This is a genomic window from Streptomyces johnsoniae, assembly GCF_031845565.1.
Classification (GTDB): domain Bacteria; phylum Actinomycetota; class Actinomycetes; order Streptomycetales; family Streptomycetaceae; genus Streptomyces; species Streptomyces johnsoniae.
This window is the reverse complement of record NZ_JAVREV010000021.1, coordinates 130,006-148,858: the sequence shown is the minus strand read 5'-3', so window position 1 is coordinate 148,858 and position 18,853 is coordinate 130,006. Positions and strand designations below refer to the sequence as shown.

Annotated in this window: 6 protein-coding genes; 5 read left to right on the top strand and 1 reads right to left on the bottom strand. The window is 73.7% G+C overall.

The annotated features are described in order from the left end of the window. Positions 1-837: 837 nt before the first annotated feature. From RM779_RS29620 to RM779_RS29605, 4 genes are read left to right on the top strand one after another with little or no spacing between them, the layout of a single operon-like run. Positions 838-1,713, top strand: a complete 876-nt coding sequence (locus tag RM779_RS29620) for a 3-hydroxyacyl-CoA dehydrogenase family protein (RefSeq protein ID WP_311620874.1) — start codon at positions 838-840, stop codon at positions 1,711-1,713. 2 nt (positions 1,714-1,715) lie between these two features. Then, a complete protein-coding gene (locus RM779_RS29615) occupies positions 1,716-1,988 on the top strand; it encodes an acyl carrier protein (RefSeq protein WP_311620869.1) in 273 nt (90 codons plus the stop codon). Then, a complete protein-coding gene (locus RM779_RS29610) occupies positions 1,981-3,090 on the top strand; it encodes an acyl-CoA dehydrogenase family protein (RefSeq protein WP_311620868.1) in 1,110 nt (369 codons plus the stop codon). Before RM779_RS29615 ends, RM779_RS29610 begins: the two co-directional genes overlap by 8 nt. A gap of 34 nt (positions 3,091-3,124) precedes the next feature. After that, a complete protein-coding gene (locus tag RM779_RS29605; RefSeq protein ID WP_311620867.1) occupies positions 3,125-3,805 on the top strand; it encodes an O-methyltransferase in 681 nt (226 codons plus the stop codon). A gap of 170 nt (positions 3,806-3,975) precedes the next feature. On the opposite strand, the gene RM779_RS29600 is transcribed toward RM779_RS29605, so the two are convergent. Next, positions 3,976-4,599 carry a carboxymuconolactone decarboxylase family protein gene (locus RM779_RS29600; protein ID WP_311620866.1) on the bottom strand — a complete coding sequence of 208 codons (624 nt, stop codon included), beginning with the start codon at positions 4,597-4,599 and terminating at the stop codon, positions 3,976-3,978. A gap of 347 nt (positions 4,600-4,946) precedes the next feature. Here RM779_RS29600 and RM779_RS29595 point away from each other — a divergent pair, with 347 nt between their 5' ends. Then, entirely contained in the window at positions 4,947-18,686 is a 13,740-nt protein-coding gene (locus RM779_RS29595) for a type I polyketide synthase (protein WP_311620865.1), read from the top strand. The last annotated feature ends 167 nt before the right edge of the window (positions 18,687-18,853 follow it).

Below are 18,853 nucleotides of genomic sequence, written 5' to 3'. Positions count from 1 at the left end.
TCCCCGCCGAACCGCGCTCGCACGACGGCTCTTTGGTCGTCGATAGCTGGGGCACCCCTTCGTCCCATCCCTTGATCACTCTGCCGACGCCGTACATTGATGTGGCTGGGCGACCAGTCATCCGGCGCCACAGGAGACCTGTATGTCCGGCGGCTATCCACCCCCAGGTCCTTCGGGTCCGTGCTGCTGCCCGCCTGAGCGGTCGCAGCGCCTTCTGTCCGTTGCGTGGAGGCTGAGTACCTGGTCGGCGAGGAGAATGGCCCACATCGGCCCGCAGCGATCCGCCGACGGCAGAGGCCGTGCCACGCGGCGATGTTGTGCCTTCCCGGACCAAGACGTTCATACGGTCGCCCCGGCACGGACACACGGGCGGGGCCGCCCCGCTCATCGGCCGTCGTAAACCTCGCACCGCGGTCCGGATGAAGTTTCTGATTACGCGTTGCCCGGCAGTGCGGTCGGCTTTGCGGAAACCGAGATTAGGGGGAGGTAGGGGTTCACCGATTCTGACGCAGGGTTAGTAGAGTTTCGTGCAGATGCCCAGGCCCGACCGAAGACCCATGGAATGAGAGAGGGGAATGGCGGAGCAGTCGTCCGCATAACGCGGAACGCACTTCCTTTTCCTCTCCGACCCCCGAATCAACCGCTCGGCTTGCGGTTCGCGGTCCGTCCGGCCGCCCGGAGCCGTCCTGATATTCCCCTGACCCCGCCCCAGTCGATTTTCCCCTCCGAAGGAATGTCGTGGCGCTGCGGCGGTCACCATCAAGAAACGAAACGGCTTTCACCCGCCAGGTGTCCGATGGAGGGCGTGTGCGGTTGAAATGATGATTGGGGCAGGTGATGGCGAATTCTCGATCGGACGTGATCGCTGTTCTCGGTGCCGGAGTGATGGGGCGCAGCATCACCGCGCTGGCACTGGGCCGCGGCGTGCACGTCGTGCTGGTCGATGTCTCCGAGGATGTGCTGGAGGACGCCAGGTCGGAAATCACCCAGCAGTTGAGACACGGGCAGCTCCTGGGCGCCTTCCCCGACTCCGGCGCCACCGGAACGCTGACCACCGCGCTGTCCGCAGAGGGCGCCGCGGATGCCGTCGCGGATGCCGTGGCGGTGATCGAGGCGATCACCGAGGACGCCTCGCTCAAGGCGCGGGTCATGGCGGAGATATCCGGCACGGTACCCGCCGGGACCCCGCTGATCACCAACACCTCGGGCATCCCCATCGCCGAACTGGCGAAGTCGGTGGAGCGTCCCGGGGAACTGGCCGGGGTTCACTTCATGAATCCCGCCTACCTCATCGAGATGGTGGAGGTCATCCGCGGCCCGCAGACCGGTGACGCGGCCATGGATGCTGTGCTGTCTCTTCTGAAACGGCTGGGGAAGAAAACGGTCGTCGTGCGCGACGCGCCGGGATTCGTCACCAGCAGGCTTCTGCATCCCATGATCAACGAAGCGGCGAGAATCGTATCCGAGGGCACCGCGAGCGTCGAGTCCGTGGACCAGCTGATGCACGGATGCCTCGGCCATCCGACCGGCCCGCTGCGCACTGCCGACCTGATCGGACTCGACAATCTCGCGGATGCTCTGCGACTGCTTGCCGAGCGGACTCAGAATTCCACCTTCGAACCCTGCGAACTGCTCTTGGAAAAGGTCCGCCGCGGCGAGCTGGGGCGTAAGACCGGGCGTGGTTTCTACGACTATGGAGAGGTGCTTTCGTAGATATGAGCCAGGAAATTACTCGTGAGAGTGTCGAGCGGTCGATCACGGCGTTCGTCTCGGGCCGGATCAAGACGGATGTGCCTGCCGACCAGGATCTCTTCGATTCCGGGATGGTGTCCTCCCTGCTCGCCATGGAGCTCGTCGTCCACGTCGAGCGGGAGTTCTCCGTGCAGATTCCCGGGAACGACCTCAGGCGGGACAGCTTCCGCACCATCCGGGCCATGACCGACCTGGTCCTGCGCCTGACCGGCGACGAGCAGCCCGCCGATGCCTGATCCGCTCGCCGGTGCCGCCGGGCTCGTCGACGACCTCGTCGGCGACCTGGCCCCGGGGTGGGACAGGACCGGCCTGATCCCCGACGAGGTGCTGCGGGCGCTGGCCGCCCGCGGCCTGCTGTGCCCGGCGGTGCCCGCCGCCTTCGGCGGACTCGGGGCGAGCAGCCTGGCGAACGGCGAGTTCACCGCACACGTCGGCAGCCGATGCAGCTCGCTGCGGAGCGTGATGACTTCCCAGGGCATGGCCGCGTGGACCATCCAGCGCCTGGGCACCGCGCAACAGCACGAGGACTACCTGCCGGAGCTGGCCGGCGGCCGGCTCGCCGCCGTCGCGTTCAGCGAACCGGAGGCGGGCAGCGATCTGGCGGCGATGACCACGACCATCGAACCGGACGGTGACGACGTCGTCATCCGCGGGCAGAAGGTCTGGACCACCGCCGCGCACTACGCCGACATGATCGTCGTCGTCGGACGCCACGGCTCCGGGGCGGCCGCCGTCGTGGTGCCCGCCTCGGCCGAGGGAGTCACCGTGCGCCGGGTGCCGCAGCCGTCCGGCTGCCGTGCGGCGGGCCACGCGGATGTGCGGCTCGACGACGTACGGCTGCCTGCTCGCGCGGTGCTCGGCGGCGGGCAGCCGTTGATGCTCCTGGTCACCACCGCGCTGGCGTACGGGCGGATCTCGGTCGCCTGGGGCTGCGTTGGCATCCTGCGGGCCTGTCTCGACGCCGCCCGCGGGCACGCCCGCGCCCGGCGGCAGTTCGGCCGGCCTCTCGCCAGGCACCAGCTCGTCGGCCGCCATCTGGCGAACCTGCTGATCGCCGAGCAGACGGCGACCCGGGTGTGCGAACACGCCAGCCGGTGCTGGGACGGCGGCTCGCCCGACATGGTCGTCGCCACCGTTCTCGCCAAGCAGGTGAGCGCTGTCCAGGCCGCGCAGGGCGCTGCCGCGGCCGTGCAGATCCTGGGATCGGCGGCCGCGCACGAGGGCCACGTGGTCGAGCGCGCCTACCGCGACGCGAAGCTCATGGAACTCATCGAGGGCAGTACGGAGATCTGCCAGATGATCCTCGCCGACCACGCGGTCTCGATGGCGGCGCTATGAGAGGCGACAGCCGAGGAGAGGAGTTGGAGGACGCATGGCGAATCAGCTAGGTCTCCCGGACGGGCTCGCGGAGTACATCCGGGAGTCCTCCCTGCGCGAGGACACGATCCTGCGGGAGCTGCGCGAGCGGACGTCCGACCTGCCCGCGGTCAGCGCGATGCAGGTCATGCCCGAGGAAGGGCAGCTGCTGACGCTGCTCGCCGGTCTCACCCCGGCCCGCAGAATCCTGGAGATCGGCACGTTCACCGGGTACAGCACCCTGTGCCTGGCCCGCGCGCTCGCGCCCGGCGGGCAGCTGATCACCTGTGACATCGCGGGCAGTTGGCCGCGGATCGGCGCCGACTACTGGGCCAGGGCGGGTGTCGACGGGCAGATCGACGTCCGCATCGGCTACGCGACCGACACCCTCAAGGCGATCATCGCGGACGAGGGGCCGGGCGGGTTCGACCTGGTCTTCATCGACGCGGACAAGCAGAGCTACCCGGACTACTACGAGATGGCGCTGACCCTGCTCGGCGACCGCGGGCTGATCGTCGTCGACAACACCTTGTTCTTCGGTAGGGTCGCGGACCCCGATGCGCGGGACGAGGAGACCGCGGCGATCCGCGCGTTCAACAATCTGGTCCGTGACGATCCGCGAGTGGAAATGTCCTTGGTCCCCATGGCCGACGGCATCACGCTGATCCGCAGGAAGCACCCGTCGAATTCTGACTGAATTCCTCCGGTGCCGCCGGGGCGGAATTCACATCCGCCGCGCCGGGAAGCCCGCGCCGTCGGTCGTTGCGGCGCGGGCGCCGTGCACGTTTCATGGCTGCCGCGATACGTCCCGGCGGTTCCCGGTGAATTCCGGCGGACTTCCGGCGGGCGTGCGGCGCGGGGAACGCGTCAGCCCTGCGGGGGGCGCGCGTGCCTGCCGGACATCCGCCGCACCGGGTCGGCCGGCAGCCGCGCCGGACGTTCCAGCCAGGGGTCGAGCGGAACGACGCAGGAGTTCAGGATGAACGACAGGGTCTTGTACGTGCCGACGAGGGCCAGCAGTTCGAGTACCTGCTCCTTGCTGTAGCGCTCGCCGAGCCGCATCCAGGTGCCGTCCGAGATGACCGACATGACATGGAGTTCGTCGACCGCCTGGAGGAGGGCGGTTTCGAAGGGCGCCCAGTCGCCGGCCTCCTCCGACGTGACGCGGGCGATCTCCGCCTCGCTCAGACCGACCATGAGTCCCGCCGCGTGGTGGTGGGCCCAGACGTACTGGGCCTGTGAACGCCACGCGGTCCGCAGGATGACCATCTCGCGGTCCCGGGCCGGCAGCACGTCGCCGGCCACGTGCGCCATCAGCGGCTGTATCGCGGACATGAGCGCCGGGTGGTTGGCGATGGTGCGGTGGACGTTCGGCGGGGGCCGGTCCGCGAGGAGTCCGTTGAGCGACTGACGCGCCGTCCTGGCGTAGGCCTGGCCGGCGGGCGTGGCGGCGAAGCCGTCCACCCCCTGCGGATCGATCCTGGACCGCATTCCCCCACCTTCGTGCTTCGAAGACTCTGACTCTTATCGGTCGACAGGGCATCGAGAATAAGGCAAGCCGAGGGATTTTCAAACCTGAGTCCACTGCCGGGGGTTTTCCAGTCATCCCCTATCACCCCCTAGCGCTCTGGGTAATTGTGACGGCGCAGTACGTATGCACCGAACGGAATCCGCCGCAGCTCGATGCATAGGGAATAAGGAGGGTGGGCATGCAGTATGCGCATTGTTGATCACGACTCGAACGGCAGGTCCGTGTCGCCGAATTCCCGGGAAACGGGTGTGCACCGGCACGTGCCCTCTGCCGAGTCTGCGAAGACGAAGAGTTGGGGAGCGGTCCCATGAGCCGATCCGATTCCGTGCCCACCGAGCGACTCCACGCGGCGAAGGACGCCATCGCGGTGGTGGGGGTGTCCTGCCGCCTGCCGTCGGCGGACGACCCCGCGGGGTTCTGGCGACTGCTGACCGGCGGGAGAAACGCGGTCTCGCAGGTGCCGCCCGGCCGTTGGGGCGAAGGGGCAGGCGAAGGGGCAGCGGTCTCAGGCGAGACCGCCCTGGGGGCCTTCCTGGACCACGTCGACCGGTTCGACGCCGAGTTCTTCGGGATCTCTCCGCGCGAGGCGCGGGCGATGGACCCGCAGCAGCGACTGGCGCTGGAGCTGGGCTGGGAGGTCCTGGAGGACGCGGGCGTGCTTCCGGCCGCGGTGCGCGGCAGCGACACCGGGGTGTTCGTCGGCGTGACCGCGGACGACTACGGCGCGCTCGACCGGCGCAGAGGGCCGGCGGCGATCGGGCATCACACCCTCACCGGTCTGAACCGCAGCGTCATCGCGAACCGGATGTCCTACTTCCTCGGGCTCCGGGGGCCGAGCCTGGTGGTGGACACCGGGCAGTCCTCGTCGTTGGTGGCGGTGCACCTGGCGTGCGAGAGCCTGCGGCGCGGGGAGTCGGCCACGGCACTGGCCGGCGGCGTGCACCTCAACCTCCTGCCGGACAGCGCGGAAGCGGTGGCGCGGCTCGGTGCCCTCTCCCCTGACGGCCGCTGCTTCACCTTCGACGAGCGCGCCAACGGATACGTCCGCGGCGAGGGCGCCGGGATGGTGCTGCTCAAGCCGCTGGCGCGGGCGCTGGCCGACGGGGACGACGTCCACTGCGTCATTGAGGGCAGCGCGGTCAACAACGACGGCCCCGGCGAGGGGCTGACCATCCCCGATGCCCGTGGACAGCAGGCGGTGCTGCGCGCGGCCTGCCGCCGGGCGGGGGTCGACCCGGCCGCGGTCCAGTACGTGGAGCTGCACGGGACCGGCACCCGGGTGGGTGATCCGGTGGAGGCGGCGGCGCTCGGCGCGGTCTACGGCGCGGGCCGTTCCGCGGACAGCCCGCTGCTGGTCGGTTCGGCGAAGACGAACGTGGGGCATCTGGAGGGCGCCGCCGGCATCACCGGCCTCGTGAAGGTCGCGCTGTCGCTGCGGAACGGCACCTTGCCGGCGAGCCTGGGCTTCGAACGGCCCAACCCGCAGATCCGCTTCGACGAGTGGCACGTGGACGTGGTGACGTCGGCCCGCCCCTGGCCCTACCACGAGGGCCGGGCGCTGGCCGGTGTGTCGTCGTTCGGCATCGGGGGCACCAACTGCCACCTGATCGTGTCCGCCGCCGAGCGGACGCCGGGGAACGCGCGGACGCCGGGGAACGCGGCTCCGGACGCGCACCGTGTCGCCGCGGCGGGGGGCCGGGTGCCGTGGCCGCTGTCGGGCCGGACCCACGACGCGCTCCGCGCGCAGGCCGCCCGCCTCGCGTCCCGGCTGGCGGAGAACCCGCGACTCGACCCGGTGGACGTCGGTTTCTCCCTGGCCGGCAGCCGGACCAGCACGTTCCAGCACCGCGCCGTCGTTCTGCCGTCCGGCGGTCCTGACGGCGCCCACGACGCCCCCGGCGCCCCCGGCGCGCTGACAGCGCTGGCCGACGGCGAGTCAGCGCCTGGCCTGGTACGCGGAGTCGCCGACGTCGAGGGCAGGACGGTGTTCGTCTTCCCCGGGCAGGGCTCCCAATGGGCCGGTATGGGCGTCCGGTTGATGGCGGAGTCCGAGGTGTTCGCCGAACGGCTGGCCGAGTGCGCCGCCGCGCTCGCGCCCCATGTGGACTGGTCGCTGCCGGAGGTACTGCGGCAGGACGCGGGGGCCCCTTCGCTGGAGCGGGTGGACGTGGTCCAGCCCGCGTCCTGGGCGGTCATGGTCTCCCTCGCGGCGCTGTGGCAGGCGCACGGGGTGGTCCCGGACGCGGTGCTTGGCCACTCCCAGGGGGAGATCGCGGCGGCGTGCGTGGCCGGTGCGCTGACACTTGAGGACGCGGCCCGGGTGGTGGCCCTGCGCGGCCGGACGATCGCCGCCCACCTGTCGGGGGCGGGCGGCATGCTGTCGGTGCCGCTGCCGCGGGCCGAGGTGGAGGCGTGGCTGTCCCCGTGGCACGGCAGGCTGTCGATCGCGGCGCTGAACGGGCCGACCTCGGTGGCGGTCTCCGGCGATCTGGCGGCGCTGGAGGCGCTGTCCGGGGAACTGGCGGGCGCGGACGTGCGGGCGCGGCGGATCGCGATCGACTACGCCTCGCACTCGGCGCAGGCGGAGCGGGTGCGTGAGGAGTTGCCGGCCACGCTGGCCGGCATCCGCCCGCGGCGGGCCGAGGTGCCGTTGTTCTCCACGGTGACCGGCACCTGGCTGGACACCACCGGCATGGACGGCGAGTACTGGTATCGCAACCTGCGGCAGACCGTCCGCTTCGAACCGGCCGTCCGGGCGTTGCTCGGCCAGGACCACCGGGTCTTCGTCGAGGTCAGCTCCCACCCGGTGCTGACCGCCGCGGTGCAGGAGGTCATCGACGCGGAGGGCGGCCGGGCGGTCGCCGTCGGCACGCTGCGGCGGGACCGGGGCGGGTGGGAACGGTTCCTGACCTGCCTGGCGGAGGTGTTCGTCCGCGGGGTGCCGGTGGACTGGTCGAGGCCGTTCGCCGGGACCGGCGCCCGGCGGGTGCCGCTGCCGACGTACGCCTTCCAGCGGGAGCGGTACTGGCTGGCGGAACCGGCCGAAGGCGCCGCGGCGTTGGTGACCGGGCACGCTCCGGAGCCGGAGCCGGAGCCGGAGCCTGAGGGGCCGGGAACGGAGCCCGGCGTTCCGCGGACGCGTGCCGATCTGGGACGGCTGGTCCGTGCGGAGACGGCGGTGGTGCTGGGCGCCGCCTCCGCGGAGCGGGTGAACCCGGCGCTGTCCTTCAAGGAACTTGGCTTCGACTCGGCGATGACCGTGGAGCTGGTGACCCGGCTGAAGAACGTCACCGGGCTGCCCGTGGCCAACACCGCGCTGTTCGACCATTCCACCCCCGACCGGTTCGCCGACCACCTGGCCGCCGGGTTCACAGGACCGGCGGCCGGGGGCGCCCCGGCGGCGCCCCGCACCGTTCCGGCGGACGAACCGGTGGTCGTCGTGGGCATGGCCTGCCGCTACCCGGGCGGGGTGACCTCGCCCGAGGAACTGTGGGACCTGGTGGCGGGCGAAACCGACGCCGTCTCCGGCATGCCCACCGACCGCGGCTGGGCGCCGGAGCTGCTGGCGACCGGCAGGCCGGGCGGGTTCCTGTACGACGCGGACCGTTTCGACGCGGCCCTGTTCGGGATCTCGCCGCGCGAGGCGGAGGCCATGGACCCGCAGCAGCGGCTGGCGCTCGAAGTGAGCTGGGAGGCGGTGGAACGGGCCGGGATCGCTCCGTCGTCCCTGCACGGCAGCCGGACCGGCGTGTTCGTGGGGGCCATGGCGCAGGACTACGGTCCCCGGCTGCAGGACGGTTCCGGCGCCGCGGAGGGCTATGTGCTGACCGGCACCTCGCCGAGCGTCCTGTCCGGCCGGGTCGCCTACGCGCTGGGGCTGCGCGGGCCCGCGCTGACCGTGGACACGGCGTGCTCCTCGTCACTCGTGGCGCTGCACCTGGCGGCACAGGCGCTGCGCGGCGGCGAGTGCTCCCTGGCGCTGGCCGGCGGCGTCACCGTCATGTCGGAGCCGGGGATCTTCGTGGAGTTCGCCCGGCAGGGCGGCCTGTCGCCCGACGGCCGCTGCAAGGCGTACGCGGATTCCGCCGATGGCACCGGCTGGTCCGAGGGCGTGGGCGTTCTGGTGCTGGAACGGCTGTCCGACGCCGTCCGGGCCGGCCACCGGGTGCTGGCGGTACTGCGCGGTTCCGCGGTCAACTCGGACGGGGCGTCGAACGGGCTGACCGCCCCCAGCGGAACCGCGCAGCAGCAGGTCATCGGCCAGGCCCTGGCCGGTGCGGGCCTGCTCCCCTCGGACGTGGACGCGGTGGAGGGCCACGGCACCGGCACCCGGCTGGGTGACCCGATCGAGGCGCAGGCGCTTCTCGCCACCTACGGGCAGGGCCGCGCGCAGGACCGCCCGCTGCTGCTCGGCTCGCTCAAGTCCAATATCGGGCACACGCAGGCCGCCGCCGGCGTCGCGGGCGTCATCAAGATGGTCCTGGCGATGCGGCACGGTGTGGTGCCCAGGACGCTGCACGTGGACGCGCCGTCCGCGCAGGTGGACTGGTCGGCCGGCGCGGTGGAACTGCTGACCGCGTCCACCCCGTGGCCGCGGGCCGCGCGGCCCCGCCGGGCGGGCGTGTCGTCGTTCGGGATCAGCGGCACCAACGCACACGTGATCATCGAACAGCCGCCGGAGGACCCGCCGGTGCCGCCCGTCGGGCCGCCGGCGGAGGCCGGGCCGCACGTGATGCCGTGGGCGGTGTCGGCCCGCACCGAGGCGGCGCTTCAGGCGCAACTCGACCGCCTGGCCGCGTTCGTGACCGGCACCGGCGCGGCGGCACAGGACATCGGGTACTCGCTGGCGACGACGCGTTCCGATCTGGAGTGCCGGGCGGTGCTCCTGGCCACGGCGGACGGCACCGGGCAGCCCGTGCCGGTGGCGGAGGGCACGGCGGTGGGCGATCCGGGCCTGTCGGCGTGGCTGTTCGCCGGCCAGGGCGCGCAGCGGCCAGGCATGGGGCGCGAACTCCACGCCGCCTTCCCGGTGTTCGCGGCGGCGTGGGACGAGGTCTGCGCGCTGCTGGACGGCAAGCTCGAACGGCCGTTGTCCGAGGTGGTGTTCGGCGACGGGACGGGACTGCTCAGCCGTACCGAGTACGCCCAGCCGGCGCTGTTCGCCCTCGAAGTGGCCCTCTTCCGGCTGGTGGAGTCGTGGGGAGCCGCGCCGGATCTGCTGCTCGGGCACTCGGTCGGCGAGATCGCGGCGGCGCACGTGGCCGGGGTGCTCTCGCTGCCCGACGCGTGCACGCTCGTCGCCGCCCGCGGACGGCTGATGCAGGCGCTTCCCGAGGGCGGCGCCATGATCGCGCTTGAGGCCGCCGAGGACGAGGTGGTGCCGCTGCTCGCCGGTGCCGAGGACCGGGTGGGACTCGCCGCGGTCAACGGCCCCCGGGCGGTGGTGGTGTCGGGCGACGCCGACGCGGTGCGGGCGATCGCGGACCGGTTCGCGGCCGAAGGACGCAGGACGACGCGACTGCGCGTCGGACACCCGTTCCACTCCCCGCTGATGACGCCGATGCTCGACGGCTTCCGTGCGGTCGTCGAGGGCCTGGCCTTCGCCGAACCGCGCATCCCGATCGTCTCGACCGTCACCGGTGAACGGCTCCCGGCCGAGCAGATCCGCACCCCCGACTACTGGGTGCGGCACGTCGGGCAGACCGTGCGGTTCGCCGACGCGGTCGCCGCCGCGGCGGTGGCCGGTGCCCGCGTCTTCCTCGAACTGGGCCCGGACGCGACGCTGTCCGTGCTGGCTCAGGACGTGCTGGGGCAGGACGTGCTGGCCGAAGTCGCCGACACGGAGACGGTGCCGCTGCTCGGCAAGGACCAGGGCGAAGAGACCACGGCGCTGACGGCGGTCGCCCGGCTGTACGTGCGGGGGGTGCCGGTGCGGTGGGCCGGACTGTTCGCCGGGACCGGCGCGCGCCGCGTCGAGCTGCCGGTCTACGCGTTCCAGCGGGACCGTTACTGGACGGCGGCCACCGGCCGGGGCCCGTCGGCCGGCGTGGTCTCCGCGGGGCTGAACCGCCTGGAGCACCCGCTGCTCGGCGCGGCCGTGGAACGGCCGGAGAGCGGCGGCCTGCTGTGCACCGGCCTGCTGTCGGTGACGGCGCAGCCGTGGCTGGCCGACCATGTGGAGAACGGGCAGGTGGTCTTCCCCGCGAGCGGCTTCCTGGAGCTGGCGGTACGGGCGGGCGATGAGGCCGGCTGCGGCCTCCTTGAGGAACTCACCCTGGCCGCACCGCTGGTGCTGCCCGCGCGGGGCCCGGGCGAGGTACGGGTCCAGGCCGCGATCGGCGGCCCGGGCGACGACGGCCGGCGCACCCTGAACGTCTACGCGCGCCCCGCCGACCCGCCGGACACGCCGTGGACCCTGCACGCCACCGGAACACTCGCGCGGGGAACGGCCGCGGTCGGCACCGCGGACGGGCAGGCGTGGCCGCCCGCGAACGCCGTTCCGGTCGACCTGGACGGCTACCACGAGTCGGCGCCCCCCGGACTCGGGGCGGCCTGGGCAGCAGGTGACGAGGTGCTGGCCGAGGTCGTGCTCCCGGAGCACGTCGCCGACGACGCCGACGCCTTCCGCCTGCACCCCGCGCTGCTGGCGGCGGCGCTGCACCTCGTGCCGCTGACCGGGCTCGACGACGCGGACGGCCGGCGGCTGCCGTCCGCCTGGGCCGGGGTGTCCCTGCACGCCGCCGGCGCGTCCGTGCTGCGGGTGCGGATGAGCCGGACGGGCGATGACACGGTCACGCTGTCCGCGGCGGACGCCGCGGGCGACCCGGTGCTGTCCGTGCGCTCGCTGCGGCTGCGCCCGCAGGACGTTCCCGCCGCGGCGACCGTGACGACCGCGGCGACCGCGTTCGCGCAGCCGCTGCTGCGCCTTGACTGGCTGCCCGCCCCGGTGCCGGACACCGGGGGCCACGACCGCGTCGCGGACGGAGCTGACGGGGCGGACGGAGCTGACGGGGCGGCGGTGCTGGTTCCGGTCACCGTGCCCGCCGGGCTGCCGGTGCCGGAGGCGGTCCGTGACGTCACCGCGTCCGTGCTCGACGTGCTGCGGCAGCGCCTGGACGACGAGGACGGCGCAGGCCCGCTCCCCCAACTGGTGTTCCTGACCCGCGGGGCGGTGGCGACCACGTCCCGCGAAACCCCCGACGTGGTGGCGGCCGCCGTGTGGGGGCTGGTGCGTTCGGCCCGGGAGGAGAGCCCCGGCCGCTTCGTGCTGCTCGACGTGGACCCCGCGGACGACGTCGCCCCCGGGACGGTGCTGCGCGCGGCGCTCGACTGCGGTGAGCCCGAACTGGCGCTGCGCGCCGGTGAGTTGCTCGTGCCCCGCCTCGCCCCCGCCGCAAAACCGCGGCCGGCGGCCCCCGGCACGGTGTGGGACGGCGAGGGCACCGTGCTGATCACCGGCGGCCTCGGCGGTCTCGGCGCGCTGGTCGCCCGGCACCTGGTCACCGTGCACGGGGTGCGTCACCTGGTGCTGGCCGGCCGCCGGGGCGCCCGCACCGAGGGCGCCGACGAACTGGTCGCCGAACTGACCGGGCACGGCGCTCGGGTGGTCGCCGCCGCCTGCGACGTCTCGGACCGCGCGGCAGTGGCCGCTCTGCTGGCGGCGATCCCGGCCGAGCACCCGCTGACCGGTGTGGTGCACGCCGCCGGTGTGCTCGACGACGGGTTGGTCGGGACGCTGTCGCCCGACCGGCTGGACACCGTGTTCCGCCCGAAGCTCGACGGCGCCTGGCATCTGCACGAACTCACCCGCGACCGCGGCCCGACGGCGTTCGTGATGTTCTCGTCGGTGTTCGGCGTCCTGGGCAACGCGGGACAGGCCGGCTACTCCGCGGCGAACGCGTTCCTCGACGCGCTGGCGCGGCGGCGCGCCGCGGACGGGCTTCCGGGCCTGTCCATCGGCTGGGGGCCGTGGCCTGGGGACGCCGGTATGTCCGCGGGGCTGAGCGCCACGCAGGTGCGCAGGATCGCCGCGGCGGGACTGCCGGTGCTTTCCACCGAACAGGGACTGGCCTGGTTCGACGCCGCCGGCGCGGCGGGCGAGGCGTCCGTCGTCGCGGCACGCGTCGACCGGGCCGCGCTGCGGGCGCGCGAGACGGTGCCCGCCGTCTTCCGCGGACTGGTCCCGGCCGCCCGCCGGGCCGCCTCCGCCACCGGCGCCGACCTCGGCCTGCCGTCCGGAACGGCCGCCGACCTGCTGCGGCTGGTGCGCGAGCAGGCCGCGGCGGTGCTCGGGCACCGGGGCCCGGTGGCGGGCGCGGAGGGGCGGACGTTCAAGGACATGGGCTTCGACTCGCTGACGACCGGCCAGTTGCGGCACGCCCTGCGGAAGCGGACGGGGCTGAACCTGCCCTCGACCCTGATCTACGACCATCCGACGCCGGAAGCGCTCGCCGCCCACCTGCGGGCCGAACTGGGCGGCGGGGGAGGCGGCGAGCGGCCGACCGCGGCCCCGGCTCCGGCCGCGGCGGGCGGTGCGGCGGGCGGTGCGGCGGCCCGGGGCTCCGATGCGGAACCCATCGCGATCATCGGAATGAGCTGCCGCTTCCCCGGCGGGGTGCGCTCGCCCCGGCAGCTGTGGGAGCTGCTGATCGCGGGCACGGACGCCGTGTCCCCGCTGCCCGCCGACCGCGGCTGGGACCCGGACCTTTACCACCCCGACCCGGGCCGCACGGGCACGACCTACTCGTCGGCGGGCGGCTTCCTGGACGGCGCCGACGAGTTCGACGCGGGCTTCTTCGGCATCTCGCCGCGCGAGGCGACGTCGATGGACCCGCAGCAGCGCATACTGCTTGAGCTGGCCTGGGAGGCGTTCGAACGCGCCGGGCTCGACCCGACGTCCCTGCGGGGCAGCACGACCGGCACGTTCGTCTCGGCAACCGCCCAGCAGCACGGCGCGGGGGCGTCGACGGACTCCGACGGGTACCAGCTCACCGGCACGATCCCCAGCGTGCTGTCGGGCCGCATCGCCTACCTGTTCGACTTCCAGGGGCCGACCGTGACCGTGGACACGGCCTGTTCGGCGTCGCTGGTCGCGCTGCACATGGCCTGCCAGTCGCTGCGTGCCGGGGAGAGCACCCTGGCACTCGCCGGCGGCGCGACGGTGCTGACCGGCCCCGACACCCTGGTCTCCCTGAGCAGGCACCGGGTCACGGCACCCGACGGGCGGTGCAAGGCGTTCGACGAGTCGGCGGACGGCATGGGCATCGCGGAAGGCGCCGGTCTCCTGGTCCTGGAACGGCTGTCGGACGCGGTCAGGAACGGCCACCGGGTGCTGGCGCTCGTCCGCGGCTCGGCGATGAACTCCGACGGCGCCTCCAACGGGCTGACGGCCCCGAGCGGCCCGGCGCAGCAGCGGGTCATCCGGCAGGCCCTCGCCAACAGCGGGCTCGCGGCGTCCGACGTCGACGCCGTCGAGGCACACGGAACGGGCACGGCGCTCGGCGATCCGATCGAGGCGCACGCCCTGCTCGCCACCTACGGTCAGGACCGCGGCGACAGCCCGCCGCTGCTGATCGGCTCGGTCAAGTCCAACATCGGACACACCCAGGTCGCCGCCGGAGTCGCGGGCGTCATCAAGATGGTGATGGCGCTGCGGCACGGCCGGCTGCCGAAGACGCTGCACGTCACCACGCCGTCCTCCCGCATCGACTGGGACGCGGGCGCGGTCGGCCTGCTGACCGAGCCGGCCCCGTGGCCCGAACTGGGCCGTCCGCGGCGGTGCGGGGTGTCGGCGTTCGGGATGAGCGGGACCAACGCGCACGTCGTCCTTGAGCAGGCCCCGGCGCACGCCCCGGCGCACGCCCCGGCACCGGTCGCGGCACCGGCCGCGGAAGGCCCGGTGGCCTGGCCGCTGGCCGGCAAATCGGCCGGCGCGCTGCGCGCCCAGGCCGCGGAACTGCTCGCCCACTTGGACTCCCACCTGGACGACCGCCCTGTGCTGCGGCCGGTGGACATCGGGTACTCGCTGGCGACGACCCGCGCCGCGTTCGAGCACCGGGCGGTGCTGGTCGGTGACGACCGGGCGGCGCTGCGCGGCGGCCTCGCGGCCCTCGCCGAGGGCACCTCCCACCCCGGCGTGCTCCGGGGAACGGCTCCCGGGCGGGGCCCTGTGGTCTTCGTGTTCCCCGGGCAGGACGCGGCGTGGCGCGGAATGGCCGCGGAACTGCTCGACGCCTCTCCCGTCTTCGCGGCCCGCATCGGCGAGTGCGAGGCGGCGCTGGCCCCGTACCTCGACTGGTCACCCACCGGCGTGATGCGCGGCGAGCCGGGCGCCCCGCCGGTCGAGGGCCGGCCCGACGTCCTGCAACCCGTGCTGTGGTCGGTCATGGTCTCGCTCGCCGCCCTCTGGCGCTCCTTCGGGGTCGAACCGGCCGCCGTCGTCGGTCACTCCCAGGGCGAGATCGCCGCCGCCTGCGTCAGCGGCGGCCTTTCGCTGGACGACGGCGCCCGCGTGGTCGCCCTGCGCAGCCGCCTCATCCGCGAACGCCTGTCAGGAAGCGGCGCGATGATGTCGGTGATGGCCTCGCGGGAACAGGTGCGGCCGCTCATGGAAGGGGTGTCCGGCGCGGTGTCGATCGCGGTGGTCAACGGACCGAGGACCGTGACGCTCTCCGGTGATCCGGCCGCCCTCCGCGAGGTCGAGCGGGGCCTGTCCAAGGCCGGGATCATGCGCTGGTGGCTGGAAGGGGTGGACTTCGCCGCCCACTCGGCGCACACGGACCGGATCGAGGCCGAGCTGCTCGATGTGCTGGCCCCGGTGCGGCCCGGCCCGTCCGAGGTGCCGTTCTGGTCCACGGTGACCGGCGGCCGTCTGGACACGGAGGAACTGGACGCCCGGTACTGGTGCCGCAATCTGCGGGAGACCGTGTCGTTCGCCGAGACGATGACGGGCCTCGTGCACGAGGGATACGGGTTCATGATCGAGATCAGCCCGCATCCGGTGCTCTCGATCGGCATCAGCGACATCGTCGAAAGCGCGGACAGCCAGGCGCTCGCCCTCGGCACGCTGCGCCGGGACGACGGCGGATGGGACCGGGTCCTGCGTTCCCTCGGGGAGGCGTACGCCCACGGCGCGCCCGTCGACTGGAGCGCGGTGCTCGCCGGCGGACGCACGGTGGACCTGCCCACCTACGCGTTCCAGCACGAGTCCTACTGGACCGCCCCGACCGCCCCGACCATCGCGGCGCCCGGCCAGGCCGGCCAAACCGGCGCGCCCGGCGCCGCCGACGAGCCGCTGTGGGACGCCGTGGGCCGGGGGGACCCGGCCGCGGTCGCCGCGCTGATCGGCCTCGAAGGCGAGGAGGACCGGGCGGCGCTCGGCTCGGTCCTCCCGGCGCTGTCCGCGTGGCGCGGGAGGCAGGACCGGCACACCCTGACCAGCAGGCGGCGCTACCGGACGGTGTGGACACCACTGCGCGTGCCCGCCGACCCGTCACTGACCGGGACCTGGCTGGTCCTCACCACGGACGGTGCCACCGGTGCCGATGGTGCCACCGGTGCCGATGGTGCGGACGGTGCCGACGTGCTGGCCGCGCTCGCCGCGCACGGCGCCGAGGCACGCCGGGTGGTCGTCGACGGGACCTGCACCGATCCCGGGACGCTCGCGGAACGGCTCGGCGACGTCCACCGGGTGGCCGGAGTGCTGTCGCTGCTCGCGGCGGCCGAGGACACGGACGGCGGCGGGACGGCACTGCCCACCGGCCTGGCGCTGACCGTGTCCCTGATCCGGGCGCTGATGGAGTCCGGCGCCGAGGTGCCGCTGTGGATGGTGACCCGCGGCGCGGTCTCGACCGGGGCGGCCGACCCCGTGCGCCACCCGCGGCAGGCCATGGTCCTCGGGCTCGGCCGGACGGCGGCCGTGGAGGCGCCGTCCCTGCGGGGCGGCCTCGCCGACCTCCCGGAACGGCTCGACACCCGGACGGCCAGGCGGTTCGCCGCCCTGCTGACCACGGGTTCCGGGGAGAACCAGGCCGCGGTGCGGTCCTCGGGCGTCCTCGTCCGGCGCCTTGTGCGGGCACCGGCACGAGCCGGCTCGCCCAGCACCTGGGCGCCCGGCGGCACGACGCTGGTGACGGGCGGCACCGGGGCGCTCGGCAGCCGCGTCGCCCGGTGGCTGGCCCGGCAGGGCGCGGGGCACCTGGTGCTGACGAGCCGGCGCGGCGCGGCGGCACCCGGCACGATCGCTCTCGCGGCGGAGCTGAGCGCCCAGGGGGCGTCCGTCGAGGTGGTGCCGTGCGATCTGACCGACCGGAAGGACGTGGCCGCCGTTCTCGACCGGCTCGCGGCGGACGGCCGCCCGGTGCGCGCCGTCATGCACACGGCCGGAACGCGCGTTCTCGGGCCGATCGGCACCTCGGGCCCGGCGCACTTCGCCGACGCGGCGCACGCGAAGGTGGCGGGGGCCGCGCACCTCGACGAACTGCTCGACGACTCCGGTCTTGACGCCTTCGTGATGTTCTCGTCGATGGCCGGTGTCTGGGGCATCGGCCACCACGCGGCACAGGCGGTCGCCGACGCCTATCTGGGGGCGCTGGCGGCGCAGCGCCGCGCCCGCGGCGCCTGCGCGACGGCCCTCTCGTGCAGCCCGTGGCAGGAGGCGCGCGGGCAGATGAGCGAGCAGGACGGCGAGCAACTCCTGCGCAGCGGCATGTCGTTCCTCGACGGCGAGCTGGCGCTGGCGGGCCTCGCCCAGGCCCTGCACGAGGAGGAGACCGCGCTGACGATCGCGGACATCGACTGGGAACGCTACCTTTCCGTCGCGACCGCGACCGGACCGAGCGCGTTCTTCGACGAACTGCCCGAGGCACAGGCCGCGGGCGCGCCCGCGGCGGCGAGCGGCGACGGCCGGTTCACGCAACGGCTGCGGGCTCTCCCGCCCGCCGGGCGGCGGCAACTGCTCGTCGACCTGGTGCGGAACGAGGCCGCGGCGGTGCTCGGCCACGCGTCCGCGGAGGCGCTCGACGAGCACGCGGCGTTCCCCGACCACGGCATGGACTCGCTGGCGTCGGTCGACCTGCGCAACCGGCTCGCCGCGGTGCTGGACACGGCGCTGCCCAGCACCGTCGTCCTCCTGCATCCCACCCCTGCCGACCTGGCCGACCACCTCCTCGACCACCTCGCCTCGCCGCGGGCCGAGGAGAGCGGCAGCGGCGGAGCCCCGGCGCCCGACCTGGTCGCGGAACTCCACCGCGACGCCGTGCGGACGGGGCGCATGGACGAGGCCGAAGGCCTGCTCCTCGGCCTGGCGGCCCTGCGGCCCAGGAGCACCGGGCCCGTTCCGCCCACCGTGGACCGGCTCGCCGCCGGCACCGGCACCTCGGGCTCCCACCTCGTCTGCGTGGCCCCCATCGTGCCCCTGACCGGACCCCACACCTACGCCGCCCTCACCCAGGCGCTCCCGGACGACTGGGCCGTCACCTGTCTGACGCCCCCCGGCTTCCGCGCCGACGAGGAACTGCCCGCCACCCGGGAGGCGCTCGTCGAGGGCCTGGCCCTGGCCGTTGGCGCCCCCACAGAGCCGGTGGTCCTCCTGGGGACGTCGTCCGGCGGCATCCTCGCCCACGAGACGGCCCGCCACCTCGCCGCCCATGGCACGCCCGTGCGGGCCGTTGTCCTCCTGGACACCTACATCCTGGAGTCACCCACCGCCCGCGGCCTCCTGCCCCACCTGTGGCACGGCCTTTACGAACGCGAACACCTCACGGACGGCTACACCGCCGCCGACCTGTCCGCCTACGCCTGGACGGAACGGCTCCTCCACACCTGGACGCCCGCCCCCGTCCCCTTCCCGACCCTGCTCCTGCGCGCCTCGGAACCCATGCCCCTCCCGCCGGGGGCGGACCCGGCACCGAACGGCTGGCAGACCGTCCTTCCCCACGTCACCGCCACCCGCACCGTCGCGGGCAACCACTTCACCCTCATCAACCAGCACGCCCCCGCCACAGCCGCCCACCTCGCCGAATGGCTCGCCGGCGAGACACAGCCCTGAACAGAACGGCGAGCAGCACGAGCAGGTGACGTGCTGACGCGTCGGGGGCGGTGACCGTTGCGTCGCCCCCGCGAACCCCCGCCGGTGGCGGGCTCGTTCGCTCCCGCGGGGCGGCGGCAGCACTTTCGTCAGAACCGTTGACTCGCTGCCCCGTGGGTCCTACGTTC

Coding starts and splice junctions, on each gene's coding strand:
- RM779_RS29620 (WP_311620874.1), top strand. CDS start 838: ATGGCGAATTCTCGATCGGACGTGATCGCTGTTCTCGGTGCCGGAGTG.
- RM779_RS29615 (WP_311620869.1), top strand. CDS start 1,716: ATGAGCCAGGAAATTACTCGTGAGAGTGTCGAGCGGTCGATCACGGCG.
- RM779_RS29610 (WP_311620868.1), top strand. CDS start 1,981: ATGCCTGATCCGCTCGCCGGTGCCGCCGGGCTCGTCGACGACCTCGTC.
- RM779_RS29605 (WP_311620867.1), top strand. CDS start 3,125: ATGGCGAATCAGCTAGGTCTCCCGGACGGGCTCGCGGAGTACATCCGG.
- RM779_RS29600 (WP_311620866.1), bottom strand. CDS start 4,599: ATGCGGTCCAGGATCGATCCGCAGGGGGTGGACGGCTTCGCCGCCACG.
- RM779_RS29595 (WP_311620865.1), top strand. CDS start 4,947: ATGAGCCGATCCGATTCCGTGCCCACCGAGCGACTCCACGCGGCGAAG.